The sequence below is a fragment of the Pseudomonas sp. DTU_2021_1001937_2_SI_NGA_ILE_001 genome (assembly GCF_032463525.1).
GTDB lineage: Bacteria > Pseudomonadota > Gammaproteobacteria > Pseudomonadales > Pseudomonadaceae > Aquipseudomonas.
Map to the genome: position 1 here is coordinate 4983663 of NZ_CP135971.1, position 18769 is coordinate 5002431.

Annotated in this window: 18 protein-coding genes; 11 read left to right on the top strand and 7 right to left on the bottom strand. The window is 63.7% G+C overall.

All coding sequences use genetic code 11. The annotated features are described in order from the left end of the window. Window positions 1-35: 35 nt before the first annotated feature. A complete protein-coding gene (locus RRX38_RS21800) occupies window positions 36-1982 on the bottom strand; it encodes a putative bifunctional diguanylate cyclase/phosphodiesterase (RefSeq protein ID WP_315960627.1) in 1947 nt (648 codons plus the stop codon). Between the two features lie 309 nt (window positions 1983-2291). Further along, entirely contained in the window at window positions 2292-2852 is a 561-nt protein-coding gene (locus RRX38_RS21805) for a TetR/AcrR family transcriptional regulator (RefSeq protein WP_315960628.1), read from the bottom strand. A gap of 96 nt (window positions 2853-2948) precedes the next feature. On the opposite strand from RRX38_RS21805, the gene RRX38_RS21810 reads away from it, so the two are divergent. The 6 genes from RRX38_RS21810 to tadA all read left to right on the top strand — a co-directional run bounded on the left by RRX38_RS21810 (window position 2949) and on the right by tadA (window position 7906). Beyond that, on the top strand, window positions 2949-4130 hold the full coding sequence (locus RRX38_RS21810) for an MFS transporter (RefSeq protein WP_315960629.1): 1182 nt from the start codon (window positions 2949-2951) through the stop codon (window positions 4128-4130). Window positions 4131-4169: 39 nt separating this feature from the next. After that, the gene (locus RRX38_RS21815) at window positions 4170-4430 is read left to right on the top strand and encodes a hypothetical protein (RefSeq protein ID WP_315960630.1); all 261 of its coding nucleotides are present in this window, start codon (window positions 4170-4172) and stop codon (window positions 4428-4430) included. An 83-nt stretch (window positions 4431-4513) separates the two neighbouring features. Beyond that, entirely contained in the window at window positions 4514-5296 is a 783-nt protein-coding gene (locus RRX38_RS21820) for a hypothetical protein (RefSeq protein WP_315960631.1), read from the top strand. 83 nt (window positions 5297-5379) lie between these two features. Beyond that, a complete protein-coding gene (locus tag RRX38_RS21825) occupies window positions 5380-5868 on the top strand; it encodes a hypothetical protein (protein ID WP_315960632.1) in 489 nt (162 codons plus the stop codon). Between the two features lie 167 nt (window positions 5869-6035). Next, window positions 6036-7409: a multicopper oxidase family protein gene (locus RRX38_RS21830; protein ID WP_315960633.1), complete on the top strand. Its 1374-nt coding sequence runs from the start codon at window positions 6036-6038 to the stop codon at window positions 7407-7409. After that, window positions 7409-7906: a tRNA adenosine(34) deaminase TadA gene (gene tadA / locus RRX38_RS21835; protein ID WP_295471050.1), complete on the top strand. Its 498-nt coding sequence runs from the start codon at window positions 7409-7411 to the stop codon at window positions 7904-7906. Before RRX38_RS21830 ends, tadA begins: the two co-directional genes overlap by 1 nt. Before the next feature lie 3 nt (window positions 7907-7909). Here tadA and cmoB read toward each other — a convergent pair whose 3' ends face one another. The 4 genes from cmoB to lon all read right to left on the bottom strand — a co-directional run bounded on the left by cmoB (window position 7910) and on the right by lon (window position 12669). Continuing rightward, complete coding sequence (gene cmoB / locus RRX38_RS21840; RefSeq protein WP_295471049.1) at window positions 7910-8869, bottom strand: tRNA 5-methoxyuridine(34)/uridine 5-oxyacetic acid(34) synthase CmoB; 960 nt, start codon at window positions 8867-8869, stop codon at window positions 7910-7912. After that, complete coding sequence (gene cmoA / locus RRX38_RS21845) at window positions 8866-9609, bottom strand: carboxy-S-adenosyl-L-methionine synthase CmoA (RefSeq protein WP_295471048.1); 744 nt, start codon at window positions 9607-9609, stop codon at window positions 8866-8868. The genes cmoB and cmoA overlap by 4 nt, the downstream gene beginning before the upstream one ends. A 95-nt stretch (window positions 9610-9704) precedes the next feature. Continuing rightward, window positions 9705-10097, bottom strand: a complete 393-nt coding sequence (locus RRX38_RS21850; protein ID WP_315960634.1) for a protease inhibitor I42 family protein — start codon at window positions 10095-10097, stop codon at window positions 9705-9707. A 154-nt stretch (window positions 10098-10251) separates the two neighbouring features. Beyond that, a complete protein-coding gene (lon, locus tag RRX38_RS21855) occupies window positions 10252-12669 on the bottom strand; it encodes an endopeptidase La (protein WP_315960635.1) in 2418 nt (805 codons plus the stop codon). A 266-nt stretch (window positions 12670-12935) separates the two neighbouring features. Here lon and RRX38_RS21860 point away from each other — a divergent pair, with 266 nt between their 5' ends. From RRX38_RS21860 to RRX38_RS21875, 4 genes are read left to right on the top strand one after another with little or no spacing between them, the layout of a single operon-like run. Beyond that, window positions 12936-13604 carry a methylamine utilization protein gene (locus tag RRX38_RS21860; protein WP_315960636.1) on the top strand — a complete coding sequence of 223 codons (669 nt, stop codon included), beginning with the start codon at window positions 12936-12938 and terminating at the stop codon, window positions 13602-13604. Then, a complete protein-coding gene (locus tag RRX38_RS21865) occupies window positions 13604-15949 on the top strand; it encodes an EAL domain-containing protein (protein ID WP_315960637.1) in 2346 nt (781 codons plus the stop codon). Before RRX38_RS21860 ends, RRX38_RS21865 begins: the two co-directional genes overlap by 1 nt. A gap of 1 nt (window position 15950) precedes the next feature. After that, window positions 15951-16811 carry a DUF3034 family protein gene (locus RRX38_RS21870; protein ID WP_315960638.1) on the top strand — a complete coding sequence of 287 codons (861 nt, stop codon included), beginning with the start codon at window positions 15951-15953 and terminating at the stop codon, window positions 16809-16811. Continuing rightward, window positions 16811-17233 (top strand): group 1 truncated hemoglobin, encoded by a 423-nt coding sequence (locus RRX38_RS21875; RefSeq protein ID WP_315960639.1) that lies wholly within the window; start codon window positions 16811-16813, stop codon window positions 17231-17233. Before RRX38_RS21870 ends, RRX38_RS21875 begins: the two co-directional genes overlap by 1 nt. Window positions 17234-17262: 29 nt before the next feature. On the opposite strand, the gene RRX38_RS21880 is transcribed toward RRX38_RS21875, so the two are convergent. Further along, on the bottom strand, window positions 17263-18204 hold the full coding sequence (locus tag RRX38_RS21880; protein ID WP_315960640.1) for an aromatic alcohol reductase: 942 nt from the start codon (window positions 18202-18204) through the stop codon (window positions 17263-17265). Between the two features lie 97 nt (window positions 18205-18301). Between RRX38_RS21880 and RRX38_RS21885 the strand changes: the two genes are divergently transcribed. Then, complete coding sequence (locus RRX38_RS21885; protein ID WP_315960641.1) at window positions 18302-18748, top strand: helix-turn-helix domain-containing protein; 447 nt, start codon at window positions 18302-18304, stop codon at window positions 18746-18748. The last annotated feature ends 21 nt before the right edge of the window (window positions 18749-18769 follow it).

Here is an 18769-nt window from a genome sequence, read left to right on the forward strand (position 1 = left end):
CGCGTAATTGCGGGCTTTCTTGCGCTATCGATGGATCAAACCGCCTGCACCTTAGCCATTTGCTCGGCTTCAAGCCAGGCGCTGATGTCGCTGGCGCGCATGGGCTTGGAGAACAGGTAGCCCTGCGCTCGGGTACAGCCGAGGTTTTTCAGGGCGCCGAGTTCTGCGGCGGTTTCCACGCCTTCGACGATGCATTCCAGCTGCATGTCCTGGCACAGGGCGATCAGCGACTTGACGATCTTGAAGCTGGCCGGGTCGAGGTCGATGTGGGTGACGAAGGTGCGGTCCACCTTGAGTTTGGTCAGCGACAGCGCGTGGATCTGGCTCAGGCTGGAATAGCCAGTGCCGAAGTCGTCGAGGGAAATACCGCAACCCAGGTCGCGAAACCGACTGATCGCTCGCTGGGTCTGTGGCAGGTCCTGGATGACTGCGGTTTCGGTGATTTCCAGGTCGAGACAGGCCGGATCGAAACGACTGCTCTTGATCAGCTCGACGACCTGCTGGGCAGCGTCCTCCGACCCCAGGTCGTGGGCGGACAGGTTGAAGGACAGGCGCATGCCCGCCGGCCAGCTCGCGGCCGTGTCCAGCGCCTTGCTCAGCAACGGCAGCGTGAGGCGATTGACCATGCCGACGCGCTCGGCAATCGGGATGAACTGACCGGGCGGTACGTTACCCAGCTCCGGGCTTTGCCAGCGCGCCAGTGCCTCGAAGGCGATGGTTTGCTCGGTGTGAATGTCCACGATGGGCTGGAACACCACGTGAAACTCGCTCTCCAGGTCAGCTCGGCGCAGGGCCTGCTCGGTCAGCCCGTCACGATTGAGTTGCTGGCGATGCTCGGCACTGAACAGGCACACCGTACCGGGGCGCTGGCGCTTGCTCTGATACAGGGCGTAGTCGGCGTATTCATACACTTGCGTGGCGCTGGAGGCCTGGTCCGGGAAGGTCGCGATGCCCAGCGACGCACTGATCTGAATAGGAATGTCCACCAGTAGAAACGGCTCGCGCATGTTGGCGCAGATTTTCTCGCCAAACGCCCGCAATTCGTCGTCGCTCATGGCCTGGGTGATGATCAGGCTGAACTCGTCGCCTCCCAGCCGCGCCAGGTGCACATCTTCGTCAAGCAGCCCGGTCAGGCGCTGGCCAACCTGGCACAGCAGCCGGTCACCCACGCTATGGCCATACAGGTCATTCACCGGCTTGAAGCCATCCAGGTCGAGCAGCCCCACGGCCAAGCGAACCTCCTGTTCGCTTGCGCTGGCCAGCAGCGTATCGAGGCGGGAAAAGAACTGCCGCCGATTGGCCAGCCCGGTCAGGCTGTCCTGATTGGCCAGGTGGAGGTTTTCCTCGCTGAGTTTTGCCGTCTGCGCCTGCATGTTCACCAGCTGGGTGAAGTCGGTGTACTGCGATTTGAGAATGACCAGCATGGCGATGGACACCAGCAGGACGTCAATCGCCGTGGCCACGAAGGTAATGATATTGGTGGACGCGAAGAACACCACGAACGCCGTGTTGACCACTGCGGTGGTGATCAGGGCCGATGGCAGCAGGTGCATCATGCAGAAAATGCAGCCGATGACGGTAATCGCCATATAGAAGGCGACATACGACTTGGTATAGCTGTCGCCATAGGGAAACAGCGCCAGCGACCAGGCGGTGAAGCCAATGGCGACAAAGGGCGCAAGCATGTTGGTGCGTTTGAGCGCCGTCAGCATCTGCGCCGTGCTGAGCGTCCGCTTGCGCGTGCGTATCCAGTCGGCCGCACGAATCACGCCGAACACCGTCATGATCAGCGGGCAATACAGCACCAGCCAAAGCGGCGCGACCGCGAAATGGGTGCCCGCCATCATCAGGGTGTTGATCAGCAGGATGAAATACATCATCGGCAACTGACGAGCCAGTGCCGTGAACTGTGCCTTGACCAGGCCAGGATTGGCTGTGGGCGCAGACATCAACGCTCGTATGCCGAGTAGTGTTTTCTTCATCAGGCGACGCTCTGAAAATACAACCGAATAAATAACCGAACGGATTGTTCTTTCCCGCCTGGACCGAGCAAGGTTTGAACATTGCTCCTATGGGATCGTGTCGGCCGATACGCTGGTTTCTGCAATCTTTACGACTAATGGCACTTTGATTTCGTTCCGTCAGTGCTTGCGGCAAGTAAAGACGCTGCAGAAAATTGCGCACCGCATTGCTGGGTGCCTGGAGAGGAGTGGAAAGGCTCGATGCGCTGTCGCGATCTCTTTAACGGGGCTGCCTGAAATTTGCCAACGCCTTGCGGGCCGCTGCAGAAGTCAGCGGGTATCGGTCCCCAGCGTCTGCGCCAACAAACGCTGGCAGAGCTGTTCATCGGGGCGCTCGGCACCGAACAGGGTCCGGTAGATCAGTGGTGCCACCAGGCCATCCAGTAGCACGTCCAGGCTGGGCGCCGCTTCGCCACGCGAGTGGGCGCGTTCGAGCAGCAACTCCAGGCGTTCCCGGGTCGGTTCGGTGCAGCGTACCGCGCAGCCGGGGTCGGTGGCGGCCAGGGCATCCCGGAGCATGGCCTGGCCGGGGGTCGAGGCCAGGTCGTCGACGTAGCGTTCCAGCCAACGCTCAAGGTCACCCCGCAGGCTGCCGGTATCGTCCGGCGGCTCGTCCGGACGCAGGCGGCACAGGTCGACATCGGCGAGCAGGCTCGGCAGGTTGCCCCAGCGGCGATAGAGGGTGGACGGCGTGACGCCGGCGCGTGCGGCAATCAGGGGAACGGTGAGGGATTCGCGTGGCTGCTCTTCCAGCAGGGCCAGCACGGCGTCGTGGATGGCTTGCTGAACACGGGCGCTGCGGCCTCCGGGGCGGGCTTGCTTTTGAGTCATGGCGCACAGGATACCTGCGCTTTAACGCAAAAGCATTGCTTTAGCGAAAGAAAGCGTTCAGGCTTTAAAGCTAATTTTTTGCTTTAATGGTGGGTCATGCCTTTCTCAATTTCCTCATCTGTGGCGCGCCTGTCCCTGCTCGGGGCGCTGCTGTTCACCTTCCTGGCGGCTTCCGCTGCACCCACGCCGTTGTACGCCACGTATCAGCAGGCCTGGGGCTTCTCCACTTTCTGGCTGACCTGGGTATTCGCGGTCTATGCCTTCGCCTTGCTTGCCGCGCTGCTGGTGGGGGGACGTCTGTCCGACCACTTGGGGCGGCGGGCAGTCATTCTCGGTGCCTTGGCGCTGGAGGTGGCGTCCATGCTGCTGTTCCATCAGGCCAACGGCCTGGCAGACCTGGTGGTCGCCCGTACGTTGCAAGGCTTGGCGACCGGCATTGCCACCAGTGCGTTGGGCGCGGCGCTGCTCGATGTGGACCGCGAGCGTGGTCCGTGGTTGAACAGCCTGGCGCCCCTGCTGGGGATGGCCGGCGGTGCATTGGGTTGCGGCTTGCTGGTGGAGTTCGCGCCAGCCCCGCTGCAACTGGTCTATCGGCTGTTCCTGCTGCTCTTCGTATTGCAGGGCCTGCTGTTGTTGCGCCTGCCTGACCTGCTGCCCCGGCAGCCGGGGTTGCTGGCGGCACTACGCCCGCAACTGGCGGTGCCACCCCAGGCTCGGGCCGTGCTGTGGCGGGTGTTGCCGCTGGAACTGGCAGTCTGGGCGGTGGGCGGCTTTTACCTTTCGCTGATGCCGGGGCTGATCAAGGCGGCGACCGGGGCGAATGCTGTTCTGATCGGTGGTGGTGTCGTCGCCGGCCTGACCCTGAGCGGCGCTGCTTGCCTGCATGGGCTGCGCTTCTGGCCTGCTGCTCGCCTGCTGCGCCTGGGCGCGGGCACCCTGGTCGCCGGTCCGGCGCTGCTCTGGCTGGCGGTGCTCGGTGGGCACTTGGGACTTTTCGCGCTGGGAACGGTGGTCACCGGTATCGGCTTCGGCAGCGGCTTCCTGGGTGCCACCCGCAGCGTACTGCCGCTGGCCGAACCGACCCAGCGTGCCGGCTTGCTGGCGGCCTTCTATGTACTCAGTTACCTGGCGTTCTGCCTGCCGGCCCTGGCGGTCAGCACCCTGGTGCCCCGGCTGGGCCTGGATGGCGCGGCGCAGCTGTACCTGGCGGGGGTGATCCTGCTGGCCCTGCTGGGCGTTCGCAACAGCGTGCCGCGCCGCTGTGCTCAGCCCGGCTAGGGCATACGGTGTCCCGTGTTCTTCTTACAAGGCCTAGTCATGTCGCAGCGCATTCAGTCGCCTTCCCTGCAAGACCCCAATCTCAAGTCGCTGGCCTCCCTCGACGGCCTGGACGATGTGCCACTGGCCAGGCTGTGTATCTACAAAACACCGGCACTGGATGTTCTGGCACTGCTCGATAAGCCGTTGCCTGAGTTGCAGGCCGTGCGGCTGGCTAGCGGCAAGCGTGCGCTGGACCAACAGATCGAAGCAAGGCGCGAAGCATTGGGCATTGCGTTGTCGAGTGGGGCTTTTGAATGAGGGCGCATTGTGCAAGTGCCTGGCTGATGGCGCGCAGGCGTCTTGTATGATGCGCGTCAATCTCGACACAAGGACGCTGCGTCTTGAACATCCGCTTCCTCGGTAATCACTCGGACCACAACCCGGCCAATGGTCTGTGCGATGAGTATCGTCTCGATGGCGTCGCCAGCCTCGATGACCTGCTCGCCGCCTGCCGACAGCTCTGCGGGCAGCATCCGGACTGCAAGCCACTGCTTTCTCTGGACGATTTGCCCCAGGCCCGCTACACCGCCGGCCATGCGCGGCTGGACCTCGATCTGGGCAAGGCCACGCCGGAGGAACAGGCCGGCCTGCCGCCCGAGTGCTTCGAAAACGGCGAGTATCCGGGCTACCTGAACACCAAGGCCGAGTTTCCCATCGCGCTGCGCAACTTTCTGGATCAGGTGGCGGGTGCCTCGTTTGCAGAGGCCTGCAACCATGGCCTGATGCTCACTGAAGAGGCTCTGCAAGAATGGTTGGCCTTCCAGCAGGACCCGGTAGCGCTGATCGACCAGCCGGCGTCATTGCTGGCGGTTCCTGTGGCCGATGCCTGCGAAGCCTTGGTGGCCTTTCCCAATGGCTATTTCGAGTGCGACCTGGGGCCCGCACAGAACTTTGCCGTGGCCAGGCACCTGGGCGCTGCCTACGGCTATGAACTGATGGGAGTGGGTGCGGCCTATCTGGGCTTTTTGCGCAGTGAGCCGGCTGATCCGACATTGTCCAGCGCCATCGCGCAAGACCTCTGCGCGCTCTACAACGTGGCGCCCGCGGAGCGGGCCGACATGGCGCGGACCTTTGTCCAGGCCATCATCGGCCGGACCTGGCTCAGCCTGCGTTATGTAGAGTGACCAGGATTCGTCAGGGTGGCGGAGGCTAAAGGTGTCCGGTGCAGGGCCGATATACAGGCAAATTACCCAGCGACGGACCTGCCATGATCAACCTGACTGCCCAGATTTCTACTGCGGCACAACTCAATAGCGCCAACCTGCAGCGCAGCGTCAGCGAGGCCGCCACCGACTCCCGTGAGCAGACCGCCGAAAGTGCCAGCCCTGCACCTGCGGCAGGTGTGCAGGTGTCGCTGTCCAGCGCGAGCATCCAGAAGGCCGCCGAAGAGCGCAAGGCCAACCCCAACAAGGACATCGACGAGAGCGGCCTGCCGGATAACGCCAAGGACCTGCTCAAGGCCATCCGCGAACTGAAGCAGAAGATCGCGGAAAAACAGCAGGAGATTCAGGCCATGATGGCGGACCAGAACATGGACCCCGAGCTGAAGAAGACCCGTGTGGGTGCCCTGCAAGCCGAGATGGCCGCACTGACCGCGAGCCTGATGTCCGCCAGTGCCTCGCTGAACAAGCTGCAGACCAACGGCACGCTGACCAAGAGCGACTCCCAGAAGGTGTCCTCACTGTTGATGAAGTGACACGGCGCCGACACCGTCCTCCGTCCCCAGGCCTCTGCCCATGCAGGGGCTTTTTCATGCCTGTTCGCCGCCTCGCCCTTATCTTCCGGCAAATGCGCGTGTATCGTATTCGCCCCTCGCATCTGCTCTCAGGTGCCTGCTGTCAGTCGTTTTCAAGGTGTTCGTGCATGCCCTTTACTCGTCGTCAAATCCTCGGTGGTATCGCCGGCCTGGCCGTGGTCGGCCTGGGCGCTGGCGGTGCCTCGCGTTACTGGCTGGCCCAGCGCGGGCCGGGGGAGGGGCATGACTTCGAGCTGATTGCCGCGCCGCTGGATGTCGAGCTGGTGCCTGGCCACAAGACGCCGGCTTGGGCCTTCGGTGGTTCGGCGCCGGGCACTGAACTGCGTGTGCGCCAGGGCGAGTGGCTGCGCCTGCGCTTCATCAACCACTTGCCAGTCGAAACCACCATTCACTGGCACGGCATTCGGGTGCCGCTGGAGATGGACGGCGTGCCCTATGTGTCGCAGTTGCCGGTCAAGCCGGGCGAGTATTTCGACTACAAGTTCCGCGTGCTGGATGCCGGCAGCTTCTGGTACCACCCGCACGTGAGCAGCAGCGAAGAGCTGGGCCGTGGGCTGGTCGGGCCGCTCATCGTCGAAGAGCGCGAGCCCACCGGCTTCGCCCATGAGCGCACCCTGAGCCTGAAGAACTGGCACATCGACGAGAACGGTGCATTCACCGAGTTCAGTGTGCTGCGCGAAGCAGCTCGCGAAGGCACTGCGGGGCGGCTTTCGACTATCAACGGTACGCCGCAGGCCGTCATCGACCTGCCGGCGGGCGAGATTACCCGCGTGCGCCTGCTCAACCTCGACAACACTGTCACCTATCGCATCAACCTGCCGGATGCCGACGCACGCATCTACGCCATCGACGGCAACCCGGTAGAGCCGCGCCCGCTGGGCAAGGAATACTGGCTGGGTCCGGGCATGCGCCTGTGCCTGGCGGTGAAGGCACCGCCGCAAGGTGAGGAACTGTCGTTGCGCAATGGCCCGGTACGTCTGGGCACGCTGCGTTCGGTGGCCAGCACTCAGGCGCCCGGTGACTGGCCACCGGCCTTGCCGGCCAACCCGCTGGCGGAGCCGGATCTGGACAACGCCGAGACCCTGACCTTCAACTTCGAGTGGGCCGGCGCGGTGTCCAGCGGCACCGACAACGGCAAGCCGCCGAGCCTGTGGCAGATCAACGGCCAGGCCTGGGACATCACCGACAAGACTTGCGCCGACCGGCCCATCGCGCGGCTCAAGCTGGGCAAGACCTACATCTTCGAGCTGAAGAACATGGCCCAGTACCAGCATCCGGTTCACCTGCACGGCATGAGCTTCAAGGTGCTGAAGTCCGACCGGCGCAAGATCATCCCGTACTTCACCGACACCTTCCTGCTGGGCCGCAACGAGCGCGCCTGGGTCGCGCTGGTGGCGGATAACCCCGGCACCTGGATGTTCCACTGCCACGTGATCGACCACATGGAAACCGGCCTGATGGCCGCCATCGAGGTGGCCTGATGCGTCAGCCGATGATCATCGACCGCAGTCGCGACCAGGATTTCATGCGCGAAGCCCTGGCGCTGGCGGCCCAGGGGGCGGCCTTGGGTGAGGTGCCGGTGGGCGCGGTGCTGGTCGTGGATGGCCAGGTGGTGGGGCGCGGCTACAACTGCCCGATCAGCGGCAATGACCCCAGCGCGCATGCCGAGATGGTCGCCATCCGCGACGCGGCGCAGGCCCTGAGCAACTACCGGCTGCCAGGCAGCACCCTGTATGTGACCCTGGAGCCGTGCAGCATGTGCGCCGGGCTGATCGTGCATTCACGCATCGGCCGGGTGGTGTACGGCGCCCTGGAGCCCAAGGCCGGTGTGGTACAGAGCCAGGGGCAATTTTTCACCCAGGGTTTTCTCAACCACCGGGTGCTGTACGAGGGCGGGGTGCTGGCCGAGGAGTGCGGCACGATTCTCAGCGAGTTCTTCCGCCTTCGCCGTGCGGCGAGCAAGGCACAGGAGCCCTGAGGTTCAGGGCTTGCGACCCAGGATGACCGCACGCATCGGCGCCGGCAGGCCTTCCACGGTACGGCTGTGGTCTTCGGGGTCGAGGAAGTGTTCCAGTGACTGGTAGCGCATCCATTCGGTGCTGCGCTGCTCCTGGATGCTGGTGGTGCTGACGTCCACGCAGCGTACGTCGCTGAAGCCGGCGCGACGCATCCACAGTTCCAGCGCGGCCACCGAGGGCAGGAACCACACGTTGCGCATTTGCGCGTAGCGGTCTTCCGGCACCAGCACCTGGCGTTCGTCGCCAGGCACCACCAGGGTTTCCAGCACCAGTTCACCGCCGCGCACCAGGCAGTCCTTGAGCGCCAGCAAGTGGTCGATGGGGGATTTGCGATGGTAGAGCACCCCCATGGAAAACACCGTGTCGAAGCCCTCTAGGCGCTCGGGCAGGTCTTCCAGGGCGAATGGCAGGTGCCAGGCCGGCAATTGCGGCAGGTAACGCTGCATGGCCTGGAACTGGCAGAAGAACAGCCAGTTCGGGTCGATGCCGATTACGCTCTCGGCGCCGGCACCGAGCATACGCCACTGGTAATAGCCGTTGCCGCAGCCGACATCCAGTACGCGTTTGCCTTGCAGGTCCAGGTGCGGGGCGACCCTCGACCATTTCCAGTCCGAGCGCCATTCGGTGTCGACGTGCACGCCGAACACATTGAACGGTCCCTTGCGCCACGGCGACAGGCCCATCAGGGCCTGATGCACCTGCGCGCGGGTGGCGTCGTCGCAGTCGGTATCCAGGGTGAAACTGTCCAGCAGGTCAACCCGTTCGGGTTGCAGCGCGGGCAGGGCCTCCAGGGCGCTGCGCCAGCGCGCCAGGTCACCGTGACCCTTGGCCAGCTTGGTATCCAGCTGGGCTTGCAGGCCTTTGGCCCATTCGGCCAGTGGCGAGCCCGCCAGGCGGCGGGCCAGTGGTGCGAGATCAATCATGGCAAGGCAATCAGAGAGGCGAAGTTGATGCACTGGAACCACGGCACGACCTTGGAGAAACCGGCCTCGCGCAGGCGCTGGCGGTGTTCTTCGAGGCTGTCGGGTTTCATCACGTTTTCGATGGCGCTGCGCTTCTGGGCGATTTCCAGGTCGCTGTAGCCGTTGGCGCGCTTGAAGTCCAGGTGCAGTTCGGTGAGCAGTTCGTGCTCTTCGGTGTCGGCGAAGCGCAGCTTTTCCGAGAGGATCAGCGCGCCGCCCGGCACCAGAGTCTGGCGGATGCGGCCGAGCAGTTCCAGGCGCCGTTCGGGAGCGATGAACTGCAAGGTGAAGTTCAAGGCCACCACCGAGGCCGGCTGCCAGGGCAGTTGCAGGATATCGCCCTCGACCACCTCGACCGGCAGCAGCTCCTGGAACATCGAGTCCTGGGCCTTGAGGTACTCGCGGCAACGCTCGACCATGGCGCTGGAGTTGTCCACGGCCACCACCCGGCAGCCGTCCTGGCGCACATGACGACGCAGCGCCTGGGTCACCGCACCGAGCGAGCAACCCAGGTCGTAGAGCAGGGTATCGGGCTTGGCAAAGTGCGCGGCCAGCACGCCGAGGTTTTCGACGATGGCCGGGTAGCCGGGCACCGAGCGTTTGATCATGTCCGGGAAGACCCGCACCACGTCTTCGTTGAAGGCGAAGTCGGGCACTTGGGCCAGGGGCTGGGCGAAGAGGCGATCGGGTTCCTGGGTCACGGCGGTTCCGGCACGAGGGAGGCAAAGGCGCGCATTTTAGCCAGTTTGCTGCGCCGCTGCATGGTCGCGTGCCGGTTAGCGGACGAGGTGGCGCGTTACTGCACGCGAATCTCGCACTCGAAGCGGTCCTGGGGCTCGGCCTGCGGCTCCCAGGGCTGCTGATAGGTCATGACCAGGCGCCCGCTGCCGGCACTGCTGGCCTTGTAGCGCCATACCGACTGGCCGCCGCTGCCGACCATATCCTTGCTCTGGTCGGCGTTGTACACCTCCGGGCCAAGGCTGCGCAGCACGCCGGGGGCCGCATCGCGCACCTGCCAGCGAAAACCGGTGGTGGGGTTGCTGGGCAGCGAGAGGATCAGCGTCTGGCCGCTGTTCAGGGTCAAGGGACAATCGCTCGGGTCGTCCAGCGAGACGATGGGGTCGGGCTTCTGGGCGCAGGCGGCGAGCAGGGCGAAGCTGAATGGCGCCAGCAGGCGGACTCGGGGCATGAGGAGATCCTTTCGGCAAGACAGGGCCGCAGGATACCGCAAACGCGGTAGATGATCCTGCGGCCGTGAGCTTGCGCCTAGAGGCTGCTTGGCGTGTGAAGGCGGCAGCCTATTCGCGACCAGGGTCGCTCCCACGACATGAACCGCCGAAGGCTTAGAACAACACCTTGGCCACGTCGGCGAAGCGCTTGGCGAAATGCACCGTCAGGCCTTCCTTGAGGTAGGCCGGCAGTTCCTCGAAGTTGCCACGGTTCGGCTCGGGCAGAATCAGTTCATTGATCTTCTGCCGGCGCGCCGCGATGACCTTCTCGCGCACCCCGCCGATGGGCAGCACGTGGCCGGTGAGGGTCAGCTCGCCGGTCATTGCAACGCCCTTCTTCGGCGGCTGGTTGCGGGCCAGGGACAGCAGGGCGCTGGCCATGGTGATGCCGGCGCTGGGGCCGTCCTTCGGTGTGGCCCCTTCAGGTACGTGCAGGTGCACGAAGGCTTCGTCGAAGAACTTGGCGTCCCCGCCAAACTTGTTCAGGTTGGAGCTGACGTAGCTGTAGGCGATTTCGGCGGACTCTTTCATCACATCACCCAGTTGTCCGGTGAGCTTGAAGCCGCGGTTGTGGGTGTGGATGCGCGTCGCCTCGATGGGCAGGGTCGCGCCGCCCATGCTGGTCCAGGCCAGGCCGGTGATCACGCCAGTACCGGACAACACCTGCTCGCTGCGGAACACCGGCATGCCGAGCAGGCCTTCCAGGTCCTTCGGGCCGATCTTGATGGTCAGGTTCGGTTCGTCGAGCAGCTTGACCACCGACTTGCGGATCAGTTTGCCGAGCAGCTTTTCCAGTTGGCGTACGCCAGATTCCCGAGCATAGCCCTCAATGACCGCACGCAGCGCCGCGTCGCTGATCGACAATTTGCTTTTGTCCACGCCAGCCTTGTCGAGCTGTTTGGGCCACAGGTGACGCTTGGCGATGGCCAGCTTTTCTTCGGTGATGTAGCCGGCCAGGCGAATCACTTCCATACGGTCGAGCAGCGGGCCGGGAATCGAATCCAGGGTGTTGGCGGTGCACACGAACAGCACCTTGGACAGGTCCAGGCGCAGGTCCAGGTAGTGGTCGAGGAATTCGACGTTCTGTTCCGGGTCGAGGGTTTCCAGCAGCGCCGAGGCCGGGTCGCCCTGGTAGCTCTGGCCCATCTTGTCGATCTCGTCGAGCATGATCACCGGGTTCATCACCTCGACATCCTTGAGCGCCTGCACCAGCTTGCCGGGCTGGGCGCCGATGTAGGTGCGGCGGTGACCCTTGATTTCGGCTTCATCGCGCATGCCGCCGACACTCAGGCGGTAGAACGGCCGCCCCAGGGATTCGGCGATGGAGCGGCCGATGCTGGTCTTGCCCACGCCTGGCGGGCCGACCAGCAAAACGATGGAGCCATTGATCTCGCCCTTGTAGGCGCCGATGGCGAGGAATTCGAGGATGCGCGCCTTGATGTCGTCCAGGCCGGCATGATGACGGTCCAAAACCTTGCGCGCGTGCTTGAGATCGAGCTTGTCGACCCCGGTGACGCCCCAGGGAATGGAGCTGGCCCAGTCCAGGTAGTTGCGCGTCACGGCGTATTCCGGCGAGCCGGTTTCCAGCACCTTGAGCTTGTTGATTTCCTCGTCGATCTTCTTGCGCGCCTGGGCCGGCAGGGTCTTGCCTTCCAGGCGCTGTTCGAACTGCTCGATGTCAGCGCTACGGTCGTCCTTGCTCAGGCCCAGCTCCTGCTGGATGACCTTGAGCTGTTCCTTGAGGAAGAACTGCCGCTGGTGCTCACCGATCTTGCGGTTCACCTCGGCGGAGATCTCTTTCTGCAGGCGCGCGACTTCCACTTCCTTGCGCAGCATGGGCAGGACTTTCTCCATGCGCTTGAGCACCGGCACGCAGTCCAGTACCTGCTGCAGCTCCACGCCGTTGGCCGAGGTCAGGGCGGCGGCGAAGTCGGTCAGCGGCGAAGGGTCGTTGGGGCTGAAGCGATTGAGATAGTTCTTCAGTTCCTCGGTGTAAAGCGGGTTGAGCGGCAGTAGTTCCTTGATGGCGTTGATCAGCGCCATGCCGTATGCCTTGACCTCGTCGGTCGGCTCGTTGGGCACCTGCGGGTATTCCACTTCCACCATGTAGGGCGGGCGGTGGTGCTTGAGCCAGGTCTTGATGCGCACCCGCGACAGACCTTGGGCCACGAACTGCAGGCGGCCATTTTCCCGGCTGGCGTGGTGGACTTTTACCAGCGTGCCATACTCGGGCAGGGCCTTGGTGTTGAAGTGGCGCGGGTCCTCCTGGGGCGTGTCCATGAAGAACAGCGCCAGGGAGTGATGATCCGACTTGCTGACCAATTCCAGGGTTTCCGCCCACGGCTCTTCGTTGACGATCACCGGCAGTACCTGGGCCGGGAAGAACGGGCGGTTGTGGATCGGGATGATGTACACCTTGTCAGGCAGGTTCTGGCCGGGCAGGACCAGCGAAGTACTGCCCGAACCGAGCGTCACTTCATGCTCGGGGGCTGGTGCGGACGAATCGTTTGGGTCGGTCTGCTGGTCGCTCATGGGGCACCTGCGAAATTGAACATGCCTGTTTAGATGGGGCGAGTGGTCTCAGGTTTCAATAGCAGCGGTCGATAGTGTGGCATGGGCGTAACACTGCGTCCGAGAGGGGGCCACAGAGCGCCACTCGTCGGTCGCTGGAGCGCAATATCAAAATGCCTTTATTGGTGCGTATCTCTGGTCTCCAAGGGCAGCTATGCTGCAAGCCAGATCGCGTGGCCAGGGTGGGCGTAACTTTTCGGCATTGCCGTCGTGAAAGGGTTCAGCCTATGACCAAAGTCTTCTCCACGCTGCTGCTTGCGGGACTCTGCGCGTTGTCGATGGCCACGGCCCAGGCGGCCGGTCTCAATGCCCAGGTCTTCGATCGGCAAGGCAAGCCGCTGGCCAATGCGGTCATCACCCTCAAGGGCGGTACAGGGCCGGCGCCGGTGCTCAAGGCCAGCATGGACCAGCGTGATCAGGAGTTCGTGCCCAGGGTCCTCGCCGTGCACACCGGCACCCAGGTCAGCTTCCCCAACAGTGATGACATTCGTCACCAGGTGTATTCGTTCTCACCCACCAAGCGCTTCGAACTGCGGCTCTACGAGAAAACCCCGTCGGAGCCGGTGCTGTTCGACAAGCCCGGCCTGGTGGTGCTTGGCTGCAACATCCACGACTGGATGCTCGGCTACATCTACGTCACCGACGACCCCTGGTACGGGGTGACCGATGAAAACGGCACGCTCAAGCTCGATGCCCTGCCGCCGGGCCGTTATACCGCCACGCTGTGGCATTTCAAGAGCGAAGACATGCAGCCGATACCGGGTGGTGACCTGGAGATCCCGGCTGCCGGCCTGAGCAAACGCTTCGATCTGGATGTCGAGGTCAAACCCGAAGATCTGCCTGCACGGCCTGCACCCGGCGCTTTCGGTGACGCATTTCATAAGGCTGCGCATTGATGAAACTTCGTCTGAGCTTCCAGGCGCGTATCGCCGGCGTGCTCATCGTGCTGTTGCTGGTAGTGGTCAGCGCGGTATACGCGTCGGTGAAGTTCGCCACCGGTGACGCCGTGCGCAGCCAGGCACAGACGCAACTGGAAGTCGGTAGCCGGGTCTTCGAACGGCTGATCGACCTGCGCGGCCGCCGCCTGCGCGACGCCGTGCAATTGCTGGCCGCCGACTTCGGCTTCCGCGATGCGGTGGCCAGTTCCGATGCCTCGACCATCCGTTCGGTACTGCTCAACCACGGCGGGCGCATCAACGCCAGCGACATGTTCCTGCTGGGCATGAACGGCATGGTGGTGGCCAGCACCGAGGACAAGGTCCCGGAGGGTTCGCGCTTCGTCTACGACCAGGCCCTGCGCACTGCCAAGCGCAACAATCAGTCGATGCTTATCGTGCCCGGCGGCGGAACCCCGCACTTGCTGGTCGAAAGTACCGTACTGGCGCCTCTGCCGCTGGGGCGGGTGGTGATGGGGTTCGCCATCGACAGCGACATCGCCCAGGAGCTGCGCTCGCTCAGTGGCCTGGAGGTGTCGTTCCTGACCATCGAGAACGGCCAGCCTGGCAAGCTCATCAGTACCCAGCCCGAGAGCATGCATCCCGAATTGGTGGCGTATATGCGCAGCGCAGCCGGCGGGCAGATGCACCTGACCGAGAATGACAACCAGAAATTCCTCAGCCAGACCCTGACCCTGGCCAGCAGTCCCGACAGCCAGGTCATCGCCTTGCTGCAAAGCCCGCTGGACAAGGCCCTGCAAGCCTTCGTGCCGCTCGACGAGAAGATCTTCTGGATTTCCCTGGCCGCCTTGGCCGCCTCCCTGATCGGCACGCTGGCTCTGGCTCGCAGCGTATCGCTGCCGGTGCGGGCGCTGGCCCTGGCCGCCAAGCGCATCGGTGACGGGGACTACCGCACGCCGGTGACCATGGCCCGGGAAGATGAACTGGGCATGCTCGCCGGTGCGATCAACACCATGCAACGCGGCATCGCCGTACGCGAGGATCAACTGGCCCACAATGCCCTGCACGACGCGGTCACCGGCCTGCCCAACCGCACGCTGGTGATGGAGCGCCTGGGCAGCGCGATCGCGACTCACCGCAAGATGGCGCTCATGCACCTGGGTATCGAGAACTTCCGCGCCGTTCACGACAGCCTCGGGGTCGAGGCCTTTGACCAACTGTTGCGTACCCTGGGCCAGCGTTTGCAGTCCAGCCTGCAGGCGGGTGACACTGCGGCCCGGCTGACCGCCCACGAGTTTCTGGTGCTGCTCGATCATGCCAGCACCGACGGCGCGGTGGCGCGTGCCGACCAGTTGCAGCAGATGCTCGGGGAGGTGCTGCGCATCGACGGGCACGACGTGACCCTGGACTGCGGCATCGGCATTGCCGTCTACCCCGAGCACGGTGACGCCGCCCAAGAGCTGCTCAATCGCGCGCTGATCGCCTGCAAGGATGCCGCGAAGATGCCTGGGCGTCTGCACATCTACGAAGATGGTCGAGACCTGGCGCATCAGCGGCAGATCGCGCTGATCCGCGACTTGCGCAGCGCCGCACGCAACGGTGAGCTGCATCTGCACTATCAGCCCAAGCTGGACATCCGCCTGGGCCAGGTACGCCAGGCCGAAGCCCTGCTGCGCTGGAATCACCCGCAGTTCGGCAATGTCTCGCCGGGCGAATTCATCGTTCTGGCCGAGCGCACCGGCAGTATCCAGTTGCTGACCAACTGGGTCATCGAAGAAGCGATTCGCCAGCTGGACGAGTGGCGTCAGCGCGGCCTGCTGATTCAGCTGTCGGTCAACGTCTCGGCCGATGACCTGCTGGGCGGCGATCTGGTCGGGCACGTGACCCAGATACTGTCGCAGCATCAGGTCGCCGCCGAGCAACTGATCTTCGAAATTACCGAAAGCGCCGTGATGAGCGAGCCCGAGCAGGCCCTGGTGGTGCTCAACCGCCTGCGTGAGTGCGGCATCAGCCTGTCGGTGGACGATTTCGGTACGGGCTATTCCTCACTCGCCCATCTGAAACGCCTGCCGGTGCAGGAGCTGAAGATCGACCAGTCCTTCGTGCGTAACCTCGACGAAACCAGCGAAGACGCGGTGATCGTGCGCTCCACCATCGAAATGAGCCACAACCTCGGGCTCAAGGTGGTCGCCGAAGGTGTCGAGTACCAGCACAGCCTCGACCTGCTCGAGCGCTGGCATTGCGATACGGCTCAAGGCTACCTGATCAGCCGCCCGCTTACGGCGGCGGCGTTCGAGGCATGGATCGCCAAGAGTCATGAACCCACCAGCCTGATGGTCCACTGATATGCACTACAAGAATGCGTTGTTACTGGGGTGCTTGCTGGGCGTCATGGCGCCCATTGCCGAAGCCGACGGACGCCTGGTGGCCACGGGCGGTGCCAACAGTATCGAGGGTGCGGCTGGTGGTGGTATCACGCCCTGGGCCGTTCTTACCGGCTATGGCGAGGAGGGGGAGTGGGGCGCCAGTGCCTTCGCCACCCATGTCGACCTGCCGGACTACGCCCTGGATGTGGCGGGCATGGCGGTGGCCTACGGTAACCGTGTGGAGTTCTCCTACGCGCACCAGCGTTTCGACCTTGGCACCCTGCAGCACAAACTGAGCCTGCCGGATGACAACTTCACCCAGGACATTTTCGGCGTGAAGGTGCGCCTGTTCGGCGACCTGATCTTCGACGACCTGCCGCAGGTTTCCCTGGGCGTGCAGTACAAGCACCAGAACGACTTCCTGATTCCCAGCCTGGTGGGCGCCAAGCGTGATGCCGATGTCGAGGGTTACCTGACCGCCAGCCGCCTGTTCATTGGCGGGGCCTTTGGCTACAACCTGCTGGTCAACGGTGGTGTGCGCTACAGCCGCGCCAACGAAACCGGCCTGCTGGGCTTCGGCGGCGACCGGCGTGACAGCCGCAGCCTGCTCAAGGAAGGTTCGCTGGCCGTGCTGTTCAACCCGCATTGGGCGGTGGGCGTGGAGTACCGCGAAAAGCCAGACAACCTGTCGTTCGCCGGGGAAAGCGACTGGGCTGACGTGTTCGTCGGCTGGTTCCCCAGCAAGCATTTCTCCGTCGTGCTGGCCTACGCGCGGTTGGGCGAGATCGCCACGCTGGATAACCAGAACGGCACCTATCTGTCCTTGCAGGGGAGTTTCTGATGAAGCCGGTCTTGACTCTGTTGCTGGCCTTGCTGCTGGCAGCCTGTGCGCAACAGCCACCCAAGGATGACAGCCTGTACCAGGCGCTGGGCCAGCGCGCCGGGATCCAGCGTATCGTCGAAGGCATGTTGCTCAACGTGGCCAAGGACGAGCGCATCGTCGAGCGGTTTCGCAAGATCGACATTGTACGTTTGCGTGACAAGCTGGTTGAGCAGTTCTGCGCCGAGGCTGGGGGGCCCTGCACCTATACCGGCGCCAGCATGGCCGAGTCGCACAAGGGCCAGAACCTGAGCCCGAGCGATTTCAACGCGCTGGTGGAAGACCTGATCGACGCGATGGACGCCGAGAACATTCCCGTCCCGGTGCAGAACCGCCTGATCGGTCGCCTGGCGCCGATGCGTGGCGAGGTGATTCGCAAGTGAATTGCCAAGCCCAGTGAACGCGGGCCGCCTCAACGGCCCACGAGATTCTGCCTGGCCCACTGCTCGGCGGTGGTGACCGCAATCGCTTGCCGCTCGTTGAAGGTCTCAGCCTTGGACCAGGCCACGCCTCGACCTTGGGCGAACACGGCGCGGTACTTCTTGATGTGGTGAGTGGGGTCTTTGCGCAGCTCATCGAGCAGGTACGGAACCGTCCACACGTTACGCTCGAAGGGGCGCCCCAGTACGCGTTCGAGAATGTCGGCCACCTGCCCGTACGACACCGTATCGCCAGACAGGTAGATGATCTGGTTACGAAAGTGCGGTTCGAAGAATACGATCTCGGCAGTCAGAGCCCCGATGTCATCCGGTGTGGTGAGCGTTACACGATTGTCGAGGCTGCCCAGCGCGTTCAGGGTGTGGTTATCGAAGTCGACCACCTCGAATACGGGCTCGAACATGAAGCTGGTGAACATGCCAGTCGAGATGATTACCCATTCGGTCTTGTCCTGGGCACGCAGCGCCTCGCGCACGTCGAGCTGGGCATCGAACAGATCCTGAGGGCTACCGCGCCCGATGACCTCGAAATCGACGCCGAACTGCCAGGGGAAGTAGCGTTTCACCCCCGACTTCAACGCGGCGGTAGCCAGCTTCATGGGGGTTTCCCGACCCGCGACCATGCCGGCGCAGCCAATCACAGTGTCGAAATGGGCGAACACCTCGGCCAACTGGTCGATCGAGTCATTCACCAGGTCGGCGGCAACCATCTGGATGCCCAGACCGCGCAGCTCATCGATCTCCGACTTCTTTCCCGGTTCCTGGGTATTGATGGTCGAGTCCCTGAGCAGCACGCTGATGGTCGAACCCGGCACACGCCTGGCCACCCGCGCAAGGTTGCGCAAAACCGGAAGGCCCAGTTCGCCCGCGCCCAGCACGAGGATCGATTGGGGAGCCGGTTGAGTCACTGCGGTCATGATTTCTCCTGGAATATCGTTGCCTGTAGGATGCGCGAATGCTGGCACGATCAGGCCGCACCGATAAGAAGGCACACGGGTGATACCAGGGGGAGCAATGACCGATCAGGAAACGCTCAGGCAGGCAGAGCTCATCTGCCAGACGCTGAGGGAAGATGATGACGGTGTCAGGCGCGAAGTCCTCACCCATGCCGGCAGCCGCTGGGCGTTGGGTATCCTGCATGCCTTGGGCGTGTACGGAACCATGCGTCATGCCGAGATCAAGCGGCAGATGGCGGGCGTGACGCAGCGCATGCTCACCAAGACCCTGCGTGACATGGAGCGTGACGGCCTGGTGTCACGCCAGGAGTTCGACGAGGTCCCGCCGCGTGTCGAGTACGCCTTGACCCCCTTGGGTCATGGGTTGCTGGTGCGCATGTCGCCGGTGTGGACCTGGGTGGTGGAAAACGTCGAGCAGATCCGCATGGCGAGGCGCCACTTCGACAGCCAGGAGGTGCGTAAACCGGCCTGGCAGACGCCCGTGCCGATGTCAGGGGATGACTAGGCGATCCGGAGCGAGCTGACG

What these genes read in the sequence shown, in the direction of transcription:
- tadA (WP_295471050.1), top strand. Translation starts at nt 7,409, where the DNA reads ATGCGTCAGCCGATGATCATCGACCGCAGTCGCGACCAGGATTTCATG.
- RRX38_RS21860 (WP_315960636.1), top strand. Translation starts at nt 12,936, where the DNA reads ATGACCAAAGTCTTCTCCACGCTGCTGCTTGCGGGACTCTGCGCGTTG.
- RRX38_RS21885 (WP_315960641.1), top strand. Translation starts at nt 18,302, where the DNA reads ATGACCGATCAGGAAACGCTCAGGCAGGCAGAGCTCATCTGCCAGACG.
- RRX38_RS21805 (WP_315960628.1), bottom strand. Translation starts at nt 2,852, where the DNA reads ATGACTCAAAAGCAAGCCCGCCCCGGAGGCCGCAGCGCCCGTGTTCAG.
- RRX38_RS21865 (WP_315960637.1), top strand. Translation starts at nt 13,604, where the DNA reads ATGAAACTTCGTCTGAGCTTCCAGGCGCGTATCGCCGGCGTGCTCATC.
- RRX38_RS21810 (WP_315960629.1), top strand. Translation starts at nt 2,949, where the DNA reads ATGCCTTTCTCAATTTCCTCATCTGTGGCGCGCCTGTCCCTGCTCGGG.
- RRX38_RS21800 (WP_315960627.1), bottom strand. Translation starts at nt 1,982, where the DNA reads ATGAAGAAAACACTACTCGGCATACGAGCGTTGATGTCTGCGCCCACA.
- RRX38_RS21880 (WP_315960640.1), bottom strand. Translation starts at nt 18,204, where the DNA reads ATGACCGCAGTGACTCAACCGGCTCCCCAATCGATCCTCGTGCTGGGC.
- cmoB (WP_295471049.1), bottom strand. Translation starts at nt 8,869, where the DNA reads ATGATTGATCTCGCACCACTGGCCCGCCGCCTGGCGGGCTCGCCACTG.
- RRX38_RS21850 (WP_315960634.1), bottom strand. Translation starts at nt 10,097, where the DNA reads ATGCCCCGAGTCCGCCTGCTGGCGCCATTCAGCTTCGCCCTGCTCGCC.
- RRX38_RS21825 (WP_315960632.1), top strand. Translation starts at nt 5,380, where the DNA reads ATGATCAACCTGACTGCCCAGATTTCTACTGCGGCACAACTCAATAGC.
- RRX38_RS21815 (WP_315960630.1), top strand. Translation starts at nt 4,170, where the DNA reads ATGTCGCAGCGCATTCAGTCGCCTTCCCTGCAAGACCCCAATCTCAAG.
- RRX38_RS21875 (WP_315960639.1), top strand. Translation starts at nt 16,811, where the DNA reads ATGAAGCCGGTCTTGACTCTGTTGCTGGCCTTGCTGCTGGCAGCCTGT.
- RRX38_RS21870 (WP_315960638.1), top strand. Translation starts at nt 15,951, where the DNA reads ATGCACTACAAGAATGCGTTGTTACTGGGGTGCTTGCTGGGCGTCATG.
- RRX38_RS21830 (WP_315960633.1), top strand. Translation starts at nt 6,036, where the DNA reads ATGCCCTTTACTCGTCGTCAAATCCTCGGTGGTATCGCCGGCCTGGCC.
- lon (WP_315960635.1), bottom strand. Translation starts at nt 12,669, where the DNA reads ATGAGCGACCAGCAGACCGACCCAAACGATTCGTCCGCACCAGCCCCC.